We start from the raw sequence: 19,487 nt of genomic DNA, 5'->3' as shown, positions 1-19,487 counted from the left end.
GATCCTTTTATTTTATAAATCAAAAAGACTTTTTACGAAGAAAACTCATCCAGCATATCTGCGGAAGGAACAAAGAACAAAGTTCCTGTCTGAGCAGTACTGAAATCCAGAATTCGGTCATAGTTTCCTACAGGATCACCAATGAACATATTGGTCAGCATTTTTTCTACTGTACTGAATGTACTTGCATAACATATAAAATAGGTTCCCATTTCATTTGTAGAAACATTCCCGAAAGGCATATTGTCTCTCACCACTTTAAAATCATCTCCAACATTAGCCAGTGCAATATGGGAGTTTTTAGGTTTTACATCATCATCCATTTCAATATCCTGTTCCTTGGATCTGCCGATCACTTTTTCCTGATCTTCCACAGAAAGGGATTTCCATGCATTCATATTATGGATATATTTCTGTACAAAAAGATAACTTCCGCCTTCATATTCAGGATCTGTATCTCCTACAATAGCAAAATAATCACGGTCTTTTCCATGCGGATTTTCTGTACCATCTACAAAACCTAAAATGGATCTGCTGTCCCAATACCGGAATCCCTGAACTTCCACGACACAATCAGCAACCTCTTTCATGAAATCTGAAATAGTAGATGCCATATCATACGCCAGACTCTTTTCATCGGAACGGATATGAAAATGAATATCTCCTCTTGTACTCACAGCAGTATGTTTATTGCCTTTTATTTCTTCAAATTTTTTAAATTCTTTAGGCAATGGAGCAGGTAATTCAAGTTGTGACCATGCCTCATAGCCAATTCCCATGACACAGCTTGCTTTAGAGTTTGGAAAACGATCAAGAGCAGAATTATTCAGGTTGGTAACCAAAGCACAAATTCTCTGGAATACAGATTTAATGTTAGAAAGATTTGCATCCTGCTTGAAATTCCAAACCAGAAAATAAGTGTTATTGTTCGGATAATCGGTGACATTTTGAGAATTCATGTTTTTTTGTGTTTCGTTTGCAGCCATTTTTATTGTTTCTAATGAATCAAATTTAATAAATGATAATGGTACCACATCATCTTATTCTTGAGAGAAACAATTTATGACATTTTTTTCACAAATTACCGTAAAGACTTTTACATTTTTTACCATTAACCAAGCCCTAAAATGAGTATTATTGTAATGAAATTAACCTTCAATAAATTTATATGGGGCATTGGGAGATTTTTCTGTTCTTTTTGATAATTGCTTTTGTGTACTCATCGGTAGGATTCGGAGGTGGATCCAGCTATCTGGCGGTGTTGGCAATGTATGCACTTCCTTATCAGGAAATTCGTTTAACAGCTTTAATCTGTAATGTCATTGTTGTCGTTGGAGGCGTTTATATTTATGTTAAAAATAAACAGGTCGATTGGAAAAAAGTAATCCCTATAACATTAGTGAGTGTTCCCATGGCCTATTTGGGAGCTATATTGAAAATAAGTCAGGAAACATTCTTCCTCATTTTAGGGATCACTCTTATCATAGCGGCCATTTTATTATGGATTAAAACAGAAACTAAAAATGAAGAAAAAGTATCACAGGAATCTAAATCCGCAATATTAGGCAACAGCTTTTTAGGAGGCGGAATTGGCTTCTTATCCGGATTAGTAGGAATTGGAGGAGGTATTTTTCTTTCTCCTTTATTGAACCTGATGAAATGGGATACTCCAAGAAAAATAGCAGCTACATCCAGTGTATTTATCCTGGTGAATTCTATCTCAGGTATTTTCGGACAATTGTCAAAACTATCTGTAGATATGGATTATTTTAGGATTTTAAGTTTATGCCTGGCTGTTTTAATAGGGGGACAAATGGGTTCCAGAATGTCTCTGAAATGGAATCCTTTGATTATAAAAAGAATGACCGCCATCCTTGTATTGGTGGCAGGAATAAATGTTCTCATGAAATAGTATTAAAAATTTAGTAAAAGATGAAACTTAACATATTGACTTTTGGAATCACGAAAGATATTTTCGAAGCGCCGGAAAAAGAATTGGAAGTAAAAGATAATCTTACGGTCAAAGAATTAAAAGATATTCTTGAAACAGATTTTCCTCAACTCATAACACTCAAATCCTATTTCATTGCTGTCAACGAAGAGTATGCAGAAGATGATCAGATCATTGTAAGCACAGACGAAATAGCGATTATTCCCCCGGTAAGCGGCGGATAAAGTTTAAAAAACGGACACAAAATTATCCAGACATTTGTTTTTTTAAGTACAAATGAATGAATAAAAATACTTTGTGAAATCAAAGTCAAAAAAGAAAAGAAATGATTGATATCAGAATAACAGAAGATGTGTTAAACATCAACGAATGCCTTACTCTTGCTCAGGATTTGAGTAGTGGGGGCATTGCAACATTTATAGGAACTGTTCGTAATGTTACCCAAAACAAACCTGTTATCCGCTTGGAATACGAGTGTTATCAATCCATGGCCACAAAAGAAATTCAGAAAGTGATAGATCAAGCAATTTCATTGTTTTCTGTCCGAAATATTGTTGTTCATCATCGTACCGGAATTTTGCTTCCCGGTGATGCCGCAGTAATCATTGTGGTAAGTGACGGACACCGAGATGCCGTCTTCGATGCCTGCCGTTATGTGATTGATACCATAAAGAAAACAGTTCCTATATGGAAAAAAGAAATATTTGAAAATGGTGAAGAGTGGGTTTCTGCTCATCCATAAATAGAAGACCGAAAATTCGTATATTTACTATAACAGATTATTCAGATATGAAAACCAAGACATTAGAAAATAAATCTGTACAGAAAATAGATATTGTTAAAGTAAAAGAAGACAAAAGCTTCCCTTACACAGACGATATCTCTGTAGAAGAACCGCTGGAGATCCGGATTTCCTATGGCTCAAAAGAGCAGAGGAACACTAAAAATATATCCGTAACCATGAGAACTCCCGGTAATGATAACGAATTGGCTGTCGGTTTTCTATTTACCGAAGGAATCATTTCAGGGGATCATCAGATTCAAAATACAGATCATCCACAAGCAGCATGTTCCCGGAATCGAGAAAACATCATTGAAGTGGAATTGTCGGAAGATTTTATTCCTCAATTAAATCATGCAGACCGAAATTTTTACACCACATCCAGTTGCGGAGTATGTGGAAAAGGATCTATTGAATCCATAAAAACCGTAAGCACCTTTCAGAATATCGAACGAGAACAGCGAATCTTATTATTTGATGTATTGTACCGGTTATCTGACAATTTACAGTCTTTCCAGAATAATTTCAGTGTTACCGGGGGAATTCATGCCTCTGGAATTTTCAATTTTGAAGGTCAGCTCCTTGCATTACGGGAAGATGTGGGAAGACATAATGCTTTGGATAAACTTATTGGGCATGCATTATTTACAGGACAGCTTCCTCTTGATGATAAAATTCTAGTCCTCAGCGGAAGGGCAAGCTTTGAGCTTATTCAGAAAGCTGCTATGGCAGGAATTTCAGTGGTGGCTGCCATAGGAGCTCCATCCAGTCTGGCTGTAGATTTGGCAAAAGAGTTTGATATGACACTATTAGGATTTCTTAGAGACAACCGATTTAATATTTATAATGAAAGTAGTTTTCACAAAATCGTTGAAAAATAATAATAGCCACGAATGCATAGACGGAATGGGTAAAAGTTTTGCATATTCATTCTAAAAGACTTGTATTTTTTTAATTGTTAAAACAGAAACAAACCAATGAAAATAAGAATAAAAGACAACTCCATAAGATTTCGATTAACCCAATCCGAAGTTTCAGAACTAGGAAAAAACGGAATCGTTTCCAGCTTTACAGAATTTGTAGATCGACCATTTATTTATGCCATAGAGAAAACAAAAGATACTGTATTATCTGCTGTTTTCATTGAAAATAAAATGGTGATGAAAATGCCGGAAGCCATGGTGGATGAGCTGGTTTCTACAGATATTGTAGGATTTGACGGGCAGGTGGGCGTAGTAAAGCTCTTGGTAGAAAAAGATTTTGTCTGTATTGATAATACGATCGAAGATCAGAGTGATAATTACCCCAATCCCAATCTTAAATGCTAATCACTTTACAAAATAAAAAGGTATGGAAGAAAATAACAAAAAGAAAGTAGAAGAGGAAATCGGCAGAGAACCTAATGCCGAGAATCCATTTACTTTACTTGACCTTAAATTGACACATGTAGAAAAAGCAGCTGCGGGAGTTCCGGCAGTAATGGCTGCTTTTAGTGATTTATTTGAAGAAAAAACACCTATCCGAGGCATGAGAGCTCTGTTCAAAATGAACCAGATAGGAGGCTTCGACTGTCCAAGTTGTGCCTGGCCCGATCCAGATGATGAACGTTCTGTTCTTGGAGAGTATTGTGAAAATGGAGCAAAAGCTCTAGCAGAGGAGGCTACCACTAAAAAGGTAACCCCTGAATTTTTTAAACAGAATTCTTTATTTGATCTGGCTAAATTAGATGATTATCAGATCGGAAAAATGGGACGACTTACCGATCCTATGTATCTGGCTCCTGGAGCAACTCATTACGAACCCATCAGTTGGGATAATGCTTTTAAAAAGATAGCGGAGCATCTCAATGCGCTGGAGTCTCCGGATGAAGCAGCTTTTTATACATCAGGTAGAACAAGTAATGAAGCTTCATTCGTTTACCAATTATTTGCAAAAGAATTCGGAACGAATAATATGCCCGATTGCTCCAATATGTGCCACGAAACCTCTGGTTCAGCACTACGCCCAACTATAGGAATTGGTAAAGGAACCGTAACCTTAGAAGATTTTTATGATGCAGAAGTTATTGTAATTATTGGGCAAAATCCGGGAACCAATGCACCAAGAATGATGAGTGCTTTGTCAAAAGGAAAGAAAAATGGAGCTAAAATTATAGCGATTAATCCATTACCTGAAGCAGGATTGATGGGGTTCATTAATCCTCAGAGTGTAAAAGAAATTCTTACAGGCGGTGTACAGCTGGCAGACCTTTATTTACCTGTAAAAATCAATGGAGATATGGCTTTATTGAAAGCACTGGAACTCCTGTTGATTGAATTTGAGAAACAAAACCCAGGGAAGGTATTTGATGAAGACTTTATTAAAGATAAGACCGTAGGATACGAAGATTTCATGAAACAATTCGATCAGTATAAACTGGATGAGTTGGCAGAATTATCAGGAGTATCCAAAGAAGCTCTTCGTCAGGCTGCAGAAATGATGGCCTTTAAAAAACGTATAATCATCAGTTGGGGAATGGGGCTTACTCAACAGCCTAATGGAGTGGATATGATTCGCGAAATACTCAATATTCTTTTGTTGAAAGGCAGTATTGGAAAACCGGGAGCGGGAGTTTGTCCTGTACGAGGTCATAGTAATGTTCAGGGAAACAGAACAATGATGATTGATGAAAAACCTACTGATGATCAGCTCGACCGCCTTGAAAATTTCTATGGTTTTAAAGTCCCTCGTAAGCATGGATATGATGTAGTACGCGCGATAAAAGCCATTCATGAAGAAAAAATAAAAGTAATGTTTTGTATGGGCGGAAACTTCCTTTCTGCAACCCCTGATACAACATATACAGCTAATGCTTTAAGAAAACTTAATTTACTGGTATGTGTTTCCACAAAACTGAACCGAGGACACCTTGTGCATGGTAAAGAAGCTTTGATTCTTCCTACTTATGGAAGAAGTGATAAAGATATTGTAAATGGTGAAGTACAGATCATTACCACAGAAAATTCCATGGGCGTTGTCCAGAGCTCAAAAGGAATGTTGGATGCCATATCAGATAACCTCATCAATGAAACCCAGATTGTATGCCGTATGGCCATGGCTACTCTTGGAGATCGTTCTGTAGTAAACTGGCAGCGTTATCATGACAGTTATGATGCGGTAAGAGATGATATTGAACAATGTATTCCAGGTTTTACAGATTATAACGTCCGCGTCAGACAAAAAGGAGGGTTTTATCTTCCCAATGCAGCGCGCGACGAACAAAGCTTTTCAAAAGAGCTTGGCGGCCGTGCTCCATTCACATTAACGGAAATACCAGACAATACACTGGCTTCCGATGAATATATGATGGCCACAACCCGTACTCATGATCAATTCAATACAACCATTTACGGATTAGATGATCGTTATCGTGGAATTAAAAATGAACGCCGTGTCATATTTATGAATCAAAAAGACATAGATAAAGCAGGGTTTAAAGCAGGTGATAAAGTAGATCTCTTTAACTATGATGATGGAGTAGAAAGGATTGCACCTCTGTTTATTATTGTTTCCTATCAGATCCCTGAAAAGAATACGGTTACCTATTTCCCGGAAACTAATGTGTTGGTTTCTGTAAATAATGTAGTGAAAGAAAGCAATATGCCGGCTTCCAAGTATGTGAAAATCAAGATTAAAAAACATGATCCTGAAGTGTATAAAAGAGTAGACGAAATGCTGTATCAGGGAGCTATTCAAAAACCATAATTATTCTTATATTGTGATATGAAAAAAATACTGCCTGTAGCACTGCTATTGCTTTCCGGCTGGGCATTCTGCCAATCTGGATTCAAATTGAAAGTGAGTGGAGAAATTTCCCAACCTCTAGAACTTAGTCTTGCTGATTTATCAAAAATGCCAAGAAAAGAAGCGTCTCTAAAAGATAAGGATGGGAGTGTTCACGTATATACAGGCGTTTCTGTTCAGGATATTCTGGCAAAGGCCGGAGCTCCTTCAGGCAAGGAACTTCATGGTGAGAATATGTCAAAATATTTGCTAGCCAAGTGTAAAGACGGATATCAGGTTTTATTTTCATTAGCTGAGCTGGATGCTTCCATTGCGGATAAAAACGTGATTGTAGCAGATATGATTGACGGAAAACCTCTGGCAGAAACAAAAGGCCCGCTTCGCATTGTTGCAGAAGGTGAGAAAAAGCCCGCCCGCAGCTCTTATCAGCTGGAATCCTTAGTGATAGGACAAATTAAAAAATAAATTGTTACAATAAAGCCTTTACAAGAAAAAGTATGATTATAAGGAAGAAGGAACATTGGTTTAAAATGCTTTTTGTATGGCACGGATCCGTATTACCTGGTCTGCTGCCACGTTTATTTTTGCTGTTTATCCTATCGTTGGGTGTTGTCTATTTGCGTGGAGTTATTTTTTCCTTTAAAATTCCGCTTAATCCAGCACCTTTGACCTTATTTGGTTTTGTACTGGCTCTATTTCTAGGGTTCAGGAATAATGCCAGTTATGATAGATTCTGGGAAGGGCGTAAATTATGGGGAGCTTTATTAAATACAGCACGTTCATTAACCAGACAGGCTTTAACTTTAAAAAATGCAAAAGGAAGCAATCTGTCTGTCCTTGAATTTATCAAGTTGCTTGGTGCTTTTATTTTTGCATTAAAACATCAGCTAAGAGGAACAGATGCTTATGAAGATTTAAAAGACAGACTGAATGAAGATCAATTAAAAATAGTTTCTTCAGCAAAGTATAAGCCGGCTGTTATTATGAGATTATTGGCAGAATGGGTTCAGAAAGCAAAAGAGGAAGGCAGCATAGATACCATCCAGCAAGCTCGTTTTGATGAGAATTTTGATAAATTATCAGATATTGTAGGCGGATGTGAAAGGATTGTTTCCACTCCGCTTCCTTACAGTTATCGTGTTTTACTACATCGTACCGTATACATTTATTGTTTTCTTTTGCCGTTTGGACTGGTAGATTCTTTAAGATGGTTTACACCGCTTATTGTTGTGTTTGTAGCCTATACATTTGTGGCCTTTGAAGCCATTGCAGATGAAATTGAAGAACCATTTGGGACAGAAGCTAATGATTTGGCATTGAACAGCATGTCTGTAATGATTGATGAAACCATTCATGAAATGGCTGGAGAAGAGCTTGTATCTTCTCGGAAAATAACACAGACGATTATAGACTGATGGAATTTTTAGAAAAACCTGTTATTTATACGATTGGACATTCTACTCATCCTTTGGAAGAGTTTATTGAGATGTTAAAATCATTCAATATTGAAGTTCTGGCTGATGTACGAAGATTTGCAGGTTCAAAAAGGTATCCGTGGTTTAGCAAAGAAAATCTGGAGAAAGTATTACCGAAACACCATATTGAATATATCCATTTTGAAGCATTAGGGGGAAGGAGAAAAGTTCAACCCAATTCCATCAATAGTCGCTGGAAAAACGAATCTTTCCGCGGGTATGCGGATTATATGCAGACAGAAGAATTTACCAAAGCTGTTGAAAAACTTGAAAGTATTGCAAGAATAAGAGTGACCACCTTTATGTTCAGAAGCCGTATGGTGGAGCTGCCACAGATCTATGATCTCCGATTACCTCAAAGCAAAAGGATGGAATGTGGAACATATCATGAAGATAGGGAAAGCAGAAGAGCATCCATACACAGCTCCCGCAAGAATCAGTGATGGACAGGTTTTCTATTCAGATGTGAGCTTATTTGACTGATAAAGATTAGGCTTTTTAGTTATATGAAGTTACAAACTTTAGGATTATTGTATCTTTTGCGGTTGAATAAACTATTGTTGCACTCCATTAAGGCCATTTTGTAAAGAAAATACTTCTTTCTCAGGAAACTTCTTTTTAATTTTTTTTGCCGCTTCCAGACTTCGTTTACCGGATTGACAGTAAATAACCACCGGATTTGAAATCGAAAAAATAAAAGAGTAGTGGGCTTCTAAATCATTCAGCGGAATATTCTTTCCTCCAATATTAAAACTCTCATGTTCCTCTTTTGTTCGGACATCTATAGTCTCAAAATCCTTCTGAGCTTTCATATACTCTTCAAAACTGATGAGCGGAATGGTCTGAGGTAAACCTGTAATCTGAATAGATGTTTTTCTTAGCTTAATGATTTGTGTTTTGCCACTCATTACATTCATTATCCATAATTTTCCGGCTAATGTCTCTTCAGATCGGATGAGGTATTTAATAGCTTCGTTAGCCTGCATACTGCCTACTATTCCAGCTAAAGTTGGGATTACACCACCTTCCCGACAATTGGGAACCTGAGATTCTTCGGCATTGGGAAACACATCACGATAATGGGGCGAATATGTACCATCCTTTTGTAAAACATTCCAGATGCTTACCTGGCCTTCATGCTGATAAATAGCTCCGTATACTAACGGCTTTCCTGCTAAAACACAGGCATCATTCAATAAACATTTGGTTTCAAAATTGTCTGTTCCTTCAATAATGAGGTCAAACTCTGAAATAAGTTTCATGACATTGTCGGCGGTGATTCGCAGTCGATACGGAATAATAGTAACGGAAGGATTTTGGAGTTTCAATCTTTTGGCGGCAATATCCACCTTATAAGCATCCACATCATCTGGAGTATATAAAATTTGACGGTGAAGATTGCTTAAAGAAACAATATCATTATCTGCAATACCAATAGTGCCCACACCGGAAGATACAAGATATTGAGCAGTGGGACACCCGAGACCTCCCATTCCTACAATAAGAACTTTAGCATTTTTCAAGAGCTCCTGAGAAGCCATACCAAACCCCGGTAAAGCCATCTGACACTGATAACGTTCAAATGATGTATTCATAATTTGTTTCTTTGTTTGTCACTTTTCTTTTAATAGTCACGAATGTACAGAAGATAATCAATTTGCGTTTCCAACAAAATTAGTTTTTCAGGATTCGTTGCGCTTTTTCAGCATCCTCAGGCGTATTCACATTCATTAAAGCATCCGGATTATCCGGTTTTAAAATAAGCGTATCACTATTGATTAAAACCTTTCTTGGACAGGTATTTCCGATTCCCAGAAAATTCAATAGCAAAGGATAACTTTTAGGTTCCCAAATGGTAATTAAAGGTTCTGGCAATCCATCAAAAGGACTTTCATAAGTAGTCGCTGCCTTTTCAGGATTCCTTGATTGTAGTAAGAACTCTAAAGATTTTGAATCCAGTAGAGGAAGATCACAGGCTACAACCAACCATGCTTTATCTCTTTGAGAACGTAATGCGGAAAGGATTCCACCAAAAGGGCCCATATTCAGAAAAGTGTCGGTAAGGGATTTATAATGAGGATCAAAATTCTCTAATTGATCTTGCCTGCAGGAAATAAAAACCTCATCACAAAACGGATCCAGAAGATCTGCAGCAAAATAACGCTGTTCCTTCCCATGCCATTGAAGGAGATCTTTCGCCTTTCCCATTCTCACGCTTTTTCCGCCAGCGAGAACAAGACCATTGATTTTTGGGATTGTATTAAGCTCTTCTGAAATCATTTTTTCCACCTGATTTTTCTATTAATTTAATTTCTTTAATGACAATATCATGACTCATTGCTTTACACATATCATAGATAGTGAGTGCAGCAACAGAGGCTCCGGTAAGCGCTTCCATTTCCACTCCCGTTTTAGCTTCTATACTTGCAGAGCATTCGATAACAATTTCATTTTGATCATTAAGTTCTATCTGTAAATGACAATTATCAAGTCCGATGGGATGGCAAAGAGGAATAAGTTCACTCGTTTTTTTAGCTCCCATAATTCCTGCAATAATCGCGATCTGAAATACAGACCCCTTTTTTGTTTTAAAATCATCTTTTTGTAAAGCCTCCAATACATTTTCAGGGATCGAGATGATGGCTTGTGCTACTGCCTTTCTTTGAGTAACACTCTTGCCACCTACATCTACAATAGCAGGCTGTCCGTTTTTATTAAGATGGGTAAATTCTGACATATATTCTTTTTTTTTAACCACAAATGTGATTTTTTTCTTGCTATGAATACAGGAATTTGTATTTATACGCTAATGTGTTTATATATTATTTTAATACCTCCATACCTTGTAAACTTCTCCTTTTTTGAAGGTATTCTGTTCCAAAGGAAGTTCCATAAAAGCATTAGTGTCTGCAAGATGAGAAAAATCTCCTGATCCATTGGTATTTACTGATTCAGCGATAAGCTGCCCCAACGGGTTTGTTTTCAGTTTCACCTGTACAAAGTATTGGAGTGAGAAGGGAACTTCAATATCATTCTCTAAAACAGCAAACTGTGGTGATGTTCCTATTATTTCCATCGATTTTTCCAACCAGGGAATAAAGTATCGATGTAAGCACATAAATACGGAAACAGGATTGCCCGGAAATGCAAAAACAAGTTTTTGAGCCTCATTTTTACCAAACCAAAAGGGTTTACCCGGTCTTTGTTTTATTTTATGAAAGAGCTTTTTTATGCCTAGTTCCTCACAAACTTGAGGTAAATAATCAAATTTCCCCATCGATACACCACCACTCATGAGAAGTACATCATATTCATGAATACAGTGGGAAAGTTCTTTTTTGATTTCTTCATAATTATCATTAAGATGAAGAGTATCTGCTTCAATATGGTATTTTTTCAAAACAGACTGTATGGTAATTCCGTTGGAACGTCTTAATTGGTATGGAGAAGGGATGGATGCCGGGCTTACCATTTCATCTCCTGTAGAAATGATAATAACTTTGGGCATTTTTTTTACAGAAACAGAGGTTTTCCCAATCGAAGAAGCTATTCCAACAATTGCTGGTGTAATTATTTGATGGGCTTTTACCAAGATTTCGCCTTCTTTTTTATCTCTGCCTTTTATATGAATATTTTGCCCTCTTTTAATATCAATGGTAAGGTTTGCAATTCCATTGTTGATGGAGATATCTTCATATCGTATCACAGTATCTACTGACGAATCTAAGGCTGCACCAGTCATGATTTCTATACATTCAGTTTCTGAATCTATAGGTATAGAAGGTTCTCCTGCAGATTGTACAGCTTTGATAGGAAAGGAGCGGATTCCTTTTTCATAGGCACTATAACGGATGGCAATTCCATCTACAGTAGGACGGTCAAAAGGAGGCAAATCCCGATCTGCTGTAAGATCCTCCGCCAAAATTCTGCCTAAGGCATGATCATACGCAATAGATTCATTTCCAAAATCACTCGTTTGAGAAAGTATAATCTCTTCTGCCTGTTGTACGGTTATCATTTCCATAGTTATCCTCCTATTGTAGCCATAGATTGATGAATGGAGGTTGCATTCAGACTTTGCTGTTCTGCTTCCCATCCGTGTTTGGGCTTATGATGTATACTGTTGATGATTATATTTTTCAATTCATTATCGGATGCTCCCGAGCGAAGTATATCTTTTAAATTGATTCCCCCGCCTTCATACAGACAGTTTCTCAATATACCGGAAGGCGTAATTCGTACTCTGTTGCATTCTCCACAGAAAGAACGGGTATATGCCGCAATAATACCTATGTTTCCTGTAAAACCTGGAATCTTGTAGTTATAAGAAGTAGAGCTTTTAGGATCTTCCATCTTTTCTATTTCAGGAAAATGTGCTTTGATGTGCTTGTAAATTTGTGGATAATTCCATTTCGGAGCTATATCAGAATCGTTATTTCCATTGAATGGCATTTCTTCTATAAAGCGTACATCTATTGGAAGTTCTTGGGTAAGCTTAACCAAGGGAATGATATCTTCAATGTTCTGATTGTCCATTACCACAGTGTTGATCTTTACTTTGATGTCATACTTTAATAAGCCATCCAATGTTTTCATCACTTTATCAAAGCTTTTTCGACGGGTTATTTTGAAGAAACGTTCCTCATCCAATGTATCAAGACTCAGATTGACAGATTTTACACCAAATGCTTTCAATTGTGGAATATATTGCTCGGTAAGAAGTCCGTTTGTCGTTAAGCTTAGATCTGTAAGGCCATTAAGCTTAGATATTTTTTCAATGAGATTAATACAGTTTTTTCTTACAAAAGGTTCCCCGCCTGTGATTCTGATTTTATCCACCCCCAGATCTGTAAAGACAGAGCATATTCTGAGCATCTCATCATCAGTCATCAGATCATTTTGTTTAATCCATACAAGTCCGTTTTCCGGCATACAGTAAGTACATCGGAGGTTGCACCTGTCCACAACAGCGAGCCTTAGATAATTAATATGTCTTCCGAATTTGTCTGTTAACATAAATAAGTGAAAAGAACCTTACACAAATATACTTATTGTTTTAACGATAAGCTAAAAATATAAATATCAAAAATAAAAGGTGAAAAAATAAGATGATACGCCTAAAAGTAAGACCTATAGAGAGATAGAACCCGGTTTTGTCATTCTTTTATATAGTAATGCAAAGTAAATGATATGAAAATACGATATTCTTGTCACGGTTTCTGATATTTCTAAAAGAATAAGAAGACTGTATCTTTGCACGCTGCTAAAACAATAGAAAATAAAATATATTGTGGTGGCCATGGAAAACAATATATGAGGTATTTTCATAAATTAGTATTGAAAAGATTGGTATGATAATAGATAAAGAGTTGATTAATAAAAAATCGGTAGAAGAGGTGTTTAACAAAGGAATTGATGTTGTTTTTCAGGATGAGATCAGTGGTGATTCACTTAACTTTTTTCCTGAGAACTGTTTTACCATTATATTATTGGATCAATGTGAGAGTGGAAAATGTACTACCGGATTAAACCAATACGGTTTAAAAGCTCAACAATTATTCATACACCTTCCCAAAAGAGAATACAAATGGGAATTGGCTCCCCATACCGTTGGAAGGAGGCTCATTATTAATGATGAGATTCTTAAAACTTTTTCTCCAACCCTTAAATTTACTTTTTCTTCCTATAGCAAATATGAAATGATAGAGCCTGATGATGAAACGTATCACAGATTCAGTCTTGAATTTAATGCCATTAGAAAAGAAATTGCAGCAGATGTAGTTTTTCCTGAGCTTATCAATGCAAGAGTACGTCTTTTGGCTCTCATCATCAACTTGTGGGTAGAACATGCCTATGGAAATAAAGCATTAAGTACACCGGATAATCTTGCTTTTCGATTTCACATGCTTGTAGATAAGTATTATAAAACGCAAAAGAATGTGGCCTTTTATGCTGATGAATTATGCATTACTCCCAATTATTTGGGGGTAGTTTGTAGAAAACAGTATAAAATTTCACCGCTTGAGTTTATTAAAGAAAGAATTATCCTTGAAGCTAAAAATTTACTTCATAGTTCAGATAAATCGATTAAAGAAATAGCTTTTGAACTCGGATTTCAGAATTTTTCACACTTTTCCTATCTGTTCAGAATGAAAACCGGATCTACTCCTAAAAACTACCGTAAAAAATTGGCTGAAACCAACGCTGAATAATGATTTAATATAAAAACAGGTACTGAATTCCCTGCTTTATATCGAACGAAATTATTGAATCAACTGTTGAAAAGAAAAGTCTTGTTGACGCATTTCTATTATCTAAAATAATGCATCCATCATTCAATTCATTTAGAAAAGATCAAATATTCATCACAGTACGGAATACACTTACCGCATTTCCTGTAATTTGGATGAGTTCAGGAATATGATTTTTTATAGTCACTTGAACTTTCATTTGTCCGATTCGATTGATGGTTTCTCCTTGTCTTCCAATGAACTCAAAAGTTCCGTCCGAAGCTTTTATTATTTTATTCTGAATAAGATAACCTCCTAAAGGCCCATTGGCATTGCCTGTAACAGGGTCTTCCTGAATACCGATAGCAGGGGCAAACATTCTCCCATACGTTAAAACATCTTTATCATCAGAATCAAAAGTAAAGACAAAGTATCCATTACAGTTGATTTCTTTGCTGAGATGGGTTAAAGCAGTAAAATCCGGAGTAAGATTATTTAATAAAGTTCTGCTATTAATACCAATCATTACTTTAGAATGGCCTGTAGAAGCAATTTGTATTGGGCATTCCTTGTTCAGATCTTCCGATTTTAAGGACAAAGCTTCAACAATTTTCTGGGTTGTTGAGGGATCAAAAGAAGGAACCATGCTAAAATTTCCCTGAGTCATTGTGATCAGATAATCATTATCTTCTTTTAGAATATCAATGGGAAGAATCCCCACTTGGGTATTGATTCTAACAGTGCAGGAAACTAAATGGTCTTCTAATGCTTTGGCATACATTGCACCAATAGTGGCATGCCCGCAAACAGGAACTTCAGTAGTAGGAGTGAAGTATCGTACATGATAATCAAAATCGTCGTTGGGGTTAGGTTTAATTACAAATGCTGTTTCTGAATTATTGAGTTCTCTAGCAATAAGCTGCATTTCGTCAGCTGTCAGGTTTTCTGCATTTAATACTACACCTGCTGGATTACCTTTGAATTTTTCCTTTGTAAAAGAATCAATTTGATAAACGATTACTTCCTTCATTATAACTTATTAAATCAGGATAAAGATAAGTATAAAAGTGGGATATAAAGAATTTTCTACTATACTATAAGTGGCTATATGGTAAAAAACATATAGCCACTTAGATTTTTAAAATTATACAATAATTGCATTCGTAGTATTGAAGATTAATCGTCATTCAACCATTCCAAGAAGTTTTGTACCCTCACCCGGCTCACCACAATTTCATGAGGGCATTCCGGCTCAAAATCAAGGGCTAATCGGCTATTGACAACCTTTTTAATTCCTTTAATGGCTTTGATATTGGCAATACAGTTTCGGGAAACCCTGAAAAAGAGATCCTCTGTAAGTTGTCCTTCCAACTGATCCAGTGTATAATTGATGATATATCTCTTGTTGTCTAAGGTATGCAGCATCACTACTTTTTCTTCACTATAGAAATAGGCGATGTTTTTAGACTCTACATAGAGATATCCTTCACGTGAATGGACAAGAAATCTATTTTTAACCTTTTTCATCAGGGTAGATTCCACCATCCGGATTCCGATTTCTTTTTGCTCTTTGTCAAAATGGAGATCTTCAAGCTTGATGAGTGCACGTTCCAGATCTTCTTCTGAAATAGGCTTCAGCAGATAATCTATACTGTTCACTTTAAAAGCTTGTATGGCATATTCATCATAAGCAGTTGTAAAAATAATAGGCACTTCTACTTTGATGTGATTGAAAATCTCAAAACAACTGCCGTCTGACAGACTGATATCCATCAAAATAAAATCAGGCTTGTGCTCTTGGAGAAATTCTACAGATTCCAATACACTTTCTGTTCGTCCTAGTAATTCATATTCTGGACGAAGATGCTCAACCATTCGTTTCAGTTCAGAAAAAGCCAGACGCTCGTCTTCAATAATTAAATATCTTTTCATTCTACGAAAGGTATTTTGATAATAAATAGATCCTGATCTTCCATAATCTCTAACTTTTTGTGATAGCGGTCGTATTGGGTATTCAGAAAAGAGAGGCCAATTCCTTCTCCTTTAGTGATATCATTGCGCAAAAATATTCTATTTCTGAAAGAAATTCCATTTTCATCCACAGAAATATAAATTAATAAAGGGTTTGCAACGGAACTTACATTGTGCTTAAAGGCATTTTCCAAAAGCAATTGAAAGCTGAAGGCTACCAATTTACGGTGTTCCCATTGCTCAATGGGATCGATCTCAATTTTAAAACCATTTTCAAACCGTATTTCCATCAAAAACAGATATTGCCGGAAAAAATGCATTTCTTCTTTTAAGGTATTCAATGGCTTTTTACTTACAGATAAAACCTGGCGATATACCTGTGATAATGCTTTAGTATACTTATTGGCCTGTTCCTGGTTTTCATAGATAAGAGAAGACAAAACATTCAAAGAATTGAATAAGAAATGAGGATTTACCTGTGCTCTTAATGCATTATACTGATACATCAGCATATCCCGTTTGGCTTTTTCAGAGACCTTAATGGCTCTGCGTTCGGCCTGAAAGTAGAATAAGAGGTCAATTACTAACAGAATAGGCAAATTGGCTGTAATATTAAGGATAAGACCTGTTTTGTAGGAAAGAGACTGCTTGATCCCCACATCCATCAATTCTGTAACAGTAAAATTGAAGATGATATAGAGGAGAATACATAACAAAATATTACTTACAAATAAGGAAGAAGCATGCCTGTATAAACTATCATACAATGGAGTAATCTCATTAATAAACTTAATCAAAAGATAATCCAGAAAAGTCATCACCAAAACAATAGGATAGATGATCACAAACTGCAGTAAAAAATTATCCCATAAACTACTTTTGGATAAAATACTGCTTTTCATGATCGTATTGAAGAAAATGATTTGGTAGATTGTATAGATAGTGGTTACCAAAAGGTAGTAGAGTACAATCACATACCTTCTGGTCTTCCTTTCCTGATTGGGGAAAATTTCAGAAAGATCCATATTGAATTGAGTTTAAAAATAGAATGGTTAAAATATTTCTTATTTTTGTTTTTTTGCAAAGTTATATTTTATCCCTGCAGAAATATAGAATGAAGGGTCAAAAGTTGCATTTCCCCATTTAAGAAAATTGGAAGGTTCTCTGTCACGATAGCGGTCTGTACGTCCAAAGTTGGCACCAAACATCCCATTTACTGTCCAATTGTTGAAGGTATATTCCGGTTCCATCCCTAAACTGACGAAATGATGATCAAAGTATTTTTTCTGACCATCAATTTTAGCAAGGGAGAAGAAAAACTTTGGCCGGTTAACGATACGTAGGGCAAATGCTTCATTAAATCGGTATCCTACAGAAAATTTAGGATTATAGCTCAATTCCGCATGGTATTCCATTCCGCGGGCTTTTTCACTATGGTATTGGAAGTAAGGCATCGGAATAAGCATGGGTTTATCAAAGGCATTATTTCCAATAAGTGCAACCCCAAGCTTTATTTTGGGACGAAGCTGCCAGATAAATGAGGAGTAGACATTCACAACAATATTTTCCATTCCCAGTTTTTTTACATCCAAGTTGGTAGAATAAACTCCGGCTGAAGCCCCTCCAATAAACATCAGTTTCTCATGTATAGGAGTCATATACATTACCCCAAGGTCTGCAGATCCCATTTCTTTAGGTAAAGCTTCGGCTGCTATTCCATCATTACTAAATGAAGTATAGGAAGCATTCAAAGTTGCGGCCCAAATAGAAGGTTGTTGGTAACCGGAAGGTTTTACACTTACAGGAATAGTGGCCGTTAAAGTAGTGGTGAGCGCTGAACTTTTACCCTCTGTTTTGTCTTTGTTGTCATCAATATACTTTTGTTGAGGCAGATATTCCGATCTTAATTCTATTTGTGCAAAAGCATAAGCTGTCTGTATCAATGCAGCAATGATTATCCATTTTTTTCTCATTATTTTCTTTTTTTGAAAGCACAAAGAAACTTTAATATTTGCGTAATCTATTGTTGTTTAATGGGTTAAAAGATGGATTGTAGAGTAGGATGGATGAACTGTATTATTAGAATGATGAACTTTCAGTTGTGAGAAAGAAAATCTACTTATACATTGCTTTTTGAAAAATGTAAAGATTAGAAAACTCAAAATAATCCTCGAATTACCTTCGAGGATTAAACAGTAATCTTATTTAGTCCCATTTATTGGCTGTAGAAATGGCATATTTTCCACCTCCGGTAAAAAAGAAACTTATCCCGACCAACATATAGATTACCAATAGTTCCAATGCCCAACCTCCAAAATCGTTAAGCTTGAAAATGTTAGCTGTCTGAGCAAGAATTGTCGCTGTAAAGCAATTGGCCGCAAAGATTAAACCTGCCAAACGTGCTCTGAATCCCAGAATCAGCATGATAGGCGCAATGATCTCTCCGGCAAAAACGCCATAAGCAAAGAAGGATGGTAAGCCATGCATGGTCATCATATCCTCAATAAATCCGATTCCGTGAATCAATTTGTTTACTCCATACACAGACATGGGAAACCCAATAGCTATTCTGCTGATCAATAATCCTAAATCAATGTTTTTTTTCATTTTATTATTATTTAAAAGTTATATTTTACAAATGCCCCGACATTTTCAAGGGTCTTTTTTACGTTGTTGAATTGATCGAAATTAGAAGCCACTCCATACATTATTTTGTCCTGTTTTATCCCTAATCGAATAAACTGTAACCCTCTGGGATAGCCGCTATCGTCCAGATTACCAATGGCCAGTACACTGAAATAACCCTGTAGGTTTTCCTTCAGATAAGGAGTGTATTCAAATGATACAGACTGTTCCAGAGAAAATCCTTTTTGGTAAGTTGTCCCAATAGAGTAGGAAAGGGAGTAAGTAGGGTGTGCGATGCGGTATTGTACATAAGCACTGAAGAATGCTCCTGGATTTTTTATACCCAATGCCGCATTTACACTGAATCTTTTGGTAAAATTATAGGCAAGTGTATTTCTAATAAAGAATATATTTTCCTTGTCTTTGGTATATTCTGTATCAAATAAAGTAAGATTGTTGAGCTTTAGTCTATCATTAAAATAATAATTGACATTGTGCATATAAGTATAGGAACGGTGTCCTAAAACAAGATCCGGAGTATAGGTAAGCTTTTGTGCATTCAGATTCAACGAAGCCGATGCAAGAGCTGTTATAGCGATGAGTTTTGCCTTCATATTTCTCTCATTAAAATTTCTGAGAGCAAAATTATTCAGGCGGGAACGGAATAAACT

At 36.2% G+C, this 19,487-nt stretch carries 21 protein-coding genes and 1 pseudogene; 10 read left to right on the top strand and 12 right to left on the bottom strand.

The window, feature by feature from the left end:
* Window positions 1-32: 32 nt before the first annotated feature.
* Complete coding sequence (locus GTR01_RS20475; RefSeq protein ID WP_160139647.1) at window positions 33-959, bottom strand: Dyp-type peroxidase; 927 nt, start codon at window positions 957-959, stop codon at window positions 33-35.
* Window positions 960-1,168: 209 nt separating this feature from the next.
* On the opposite strand from GTR01_RS20475, the gene GTR01_RS20470 reads away from it, so the two are divergent.
* From GTR01_RS20470 to GTR01_RS20430, 9 genes and pseudogenes are all read left to right on the top strand, one after another.
* A complete protein-coding gene (locus GTR01_RS20470; RefSeq protein WP_160139579.1) occupies window positions 1,169-1,912 on the top strand; it encodes a sulfite exporter TauE/SafE family protein in 744 nt (247 codons plus the stop codon).
* Window positions 1,913-1,932: 20 nt separating this feature from the next.
* Window positions 1,933-2,175: a molybdopterin converting factor subunit 1 gene (moaD, locus tag GTR01_RS20465; RefSeq protein WP_160139578.1), complete on the top strand. Its 243-nt coding sequence runs from the start codon at window positions 1,933-1,935 to the stop codon at window positions 2,173-2,175.
* Between the two features lie 101 nt (window positions 2,176-2,276).
* Complete coding sequence (locus GTR01_RS20460; RefSeq protein WP_160139577.1) at window positions 2,277-2,693, top strand: molybdenum cofactor biosynthesis protein MoaE; 417 nt, start codon at window positions 2,277-2,279, stop codon at window positions 2,691-2,693.
* A 47-nt stretch (window positions 2,694-2,740) separates the two neighbouring features.
* Window positions 2,741-3,613 carry a formate dehydrogenase accessory sulfurtransferase FdhD gene (gene fdhD / locus GTR01_RS20455; protein WP_160139576.1) on the top strand — a complete coding sequence of 291 codons (873 nt, stop codon included), beginning with the start codon at window positions 2,741-2,743 and terminating at the stop codon, window positions 3,611-3,613.
* 96 nt (window positions 3,614-3,709) lie between these two features.
* Window positions 3,710-4,060, top strand: a complete 351-nt coding sequence (locus GTR01_RS20450) for a DUF7009 family protein (protein WP_160139575.1) — start codon at window positions 3,710-3,712, stop codon at window positions 4,058-4,060.
* Between the two features lie 22 nt (window positions 4,061-4,082).
* The gene (locus tag GTR01_RS20445) at window positions 4,083-6,476 is read left to right on the top strand and encodes an FdhF/YdeP family oxidoreductase (RefSeq protein WP_160139574.1); all 2,394 of its coding nucleotides are present in this window, start codon (window positions 4,083-4,085) and stop codon (window positions 6,474-6,476) included.
* Window positions 6,477-6,494: 18 nt separating this feature from the next.
* The gene (locus tag GTR01_RS20440; RefSeq protein WP_160139573.1) at window positions 6,495-6,980 is read left to right on the top strand and encodes a molybdopterin-dependent oxidoreductase; all 486 of its coding nucleotides are present in this window, start codon (window positions 6,495-6,497) and stop codon (window positions 6,978-6,980) included.
* Between the two features lie 32 nt (window positions 6,981-7,012).
* A complete protein-coding gene (locus GTR01_RS20435) occupies window positions 7,013-7,930 on the top strand; it encodes a bestrophin family protein (protein WP_160139572.1) in 918 nt (305 codons plus the stop codon).
* Window positions 7,930-8,473 (top strand): annotated as a pseudogene (locus GTR01_RS20430) (DUF488 family protein). Before GTR01_RS20435 ends, GTR01_RS20430 begins: the two are co-directional and overlap by 1 nt.
* A gap of 71 nt (window positions 8,474-8,544) precedes the next feature.
* Here the strand turns inward: GTR01_RS20430 and GTR01_RS20425 are convergent.
* The 5 genes from GTR01_RS20425 to moaA form a co-directional block, all read right to left on the bottom strand.
* Window positions 8,545-9,585 carry a HesA/MoeB/ThiF family protein gene (locus GTR01_RS20425; RefSeq protein ID WP_160139571.1) on the bottom strand — a complete coding sequence of 347 codons (1,041 nt, stop codon included), beginning with the start codon at window positions 9,583-9,585 and terminating at the stop codon, window positions 8,545-8,547.
* Window positions 9,586-9,664: 79 nt separating this feature from the next.
* On the bottom strand, window positions 9,665-10,270 hold the full coding sequence (locus tag GTR01_RS20420) for an NTP transferase domain-containing protein (RefSeq protein ID WP_160139646.1): 606 nt from the start codon (window positions 10,268-10,270) through the stop codon (window positions 9,665-9,667).
* Window positions 10,251-10,727 (bottom strand): cyclic pyranopterin monophosphate synthase MoaC, encoded by a 477-nt coding sequence (gene moaC, locus GTR01_RS20415; protein ID WP_160139570.1) that lies wholly within the window; start codon window positions 10,725-10,727, stop codon window positions 10,251-10,253. Before moaC ends, GTR01_RS20420 begins: the two co-directional genes overlap by 20 nt.
* A gap of 90 nt (window positions 10,728-10,817) precedes the next feature.
* Window positions 10,818-12,014: a molybdopterin molybdotransferase MoeA gene (locus GTR01_RS20410; RefSeq protein ID WP_160139569.1), complete on the bottom strand. Its 1,197-nt coding sequence runs from the start codon at window positions 12,012-12,014 to the stop codon at window positions 10,818-10,820.
* Window positions 12,015-12,016: 2 nt separating this feature from the next.
* On the bottom strand, window positions 12,017-13,006 hold the full coding sequence (moaA, locus tag GTR01_RS20405) for a GTP 3',8-cyclase MoaA (RefSeq protein ID WP_160139568.1): 990 nt from the start codon (window positions 13,004-13,006) through the stop codon (window positions 12,017-12,019).
* A gap of 335 nt (window positions 13,007-13,341) precedes the next feature.
* Between moaA and GTR01_RS20400 the strand changes: the two genes are divergently transcribed.
* Window positions 13,342-14,202 carry a helix-turn-helix domain-containing protein gene (locus tag GTR01_RS20400; RefSeq protein WP_160139567.1) on the top strand — a complete coding sequence of 287 codons (861 nt, stop codon included), beginning with the start codon at window positions 13,342-13,344 and terminating at the stop codon, window positions 14,200-14,202.
* Window positions 14,203-14,344: 142 nt separating this feature from the next.
* On the opposite strand, the gene GTR01_RS20395 is transcribed toward GTR01_RS20400, so the two are convergent.
* From GTR01_RS20395 to GTR01_RS20370, 6 genes are all read right to left on the bottom strand, one after another.
* Window positions 14,345-15,250: a PhzF family isomerase gene (locus GTR01_RS20395; RefSeq protein WP_160139566.1), complete on the bottom strand. Its 906-nt coding sequence runs from the start codon at window positions 15,248-15,250 to the stop codon at window positions 14,345-14,347.
* A 146-nt stretch (window positions 15,251-15,396) separates the two neighbouring features.
* A complete protein-coding gene (locus GTR01_RS20390; RefSeq protein WP_160139565.1) occupies window positions 15,397-16,152 on the bottom strand; it encodes a LytR/AlgR family response regulator transcription factor in 756 nt (251 codons plus the stop codon).
* Complete coding sequence (locus tag GTR01_RS20385; protein WP_160139564.1) at window positions 16,149-17,216, bottom strand: sensor histidine kinase; 1,068 nt, start codon at window positions 17,214-17,216, stop codon at window positions 16,149-16,151. The genes GTR01_RS20390 and GTR01_RS20385 overlap by 4 nt, the downstream gene beginning before the upstream one ends.
* Before the next feature lie 39 nt (window positions 17,217-17,255).
* Window positions 17,256-18,164 (bottom strand): DUF6268 family outer membrane beta-barrel protein, encoded by a 909-nt coding sequence (locus GTR01_RS20380; protein ID WP_160139563.1) that lies wholly within the window; start codon window positions 18,162-18,164, stop codon window positions 17,256-17,258.
* 232 nt (window positions 18,165-18,396) lie between these two features.
* Window positions 18,397-18,798, bottom strand: coding sequence for a DoxX family protein (locus tag GTR01_RS20375; RefSeq protein ID WP_160139562.1), 402 nt, complete (start codon window positions 18,796-18,798; stop codon window positions 18,397-18,399).
* An 11-nt stretch (window positions 18,799-18,809) separates the two neighbouring features.
* Window positions 18,810-19,430, bottom strand: coding sequence for a hypothetical protein (locus tag GTR01_RS20370; RefSeq protein WP_160139561.1), 621 nt, complete (start codon window positions 19,428-19,430; stop codon window positions 18,810-18,812).
* Between the last annotated feature and the right edge of the window lie 57 nt (window positions 19,431-19,487).

Origin of the sequence: Chryseobacterium sp. c4a, from assembly GCF_009900745.1 — a bacterium.
Taxonomy (GTDB): domain Bacteria; phylum Bacteroidota; class Bacteroidia; order Flavobacteriales; family Weeksellaceae; genus Chryseobacterium.
This window is presented reverse-complemented; position numbering and strand designations above follow the sequence as displayed.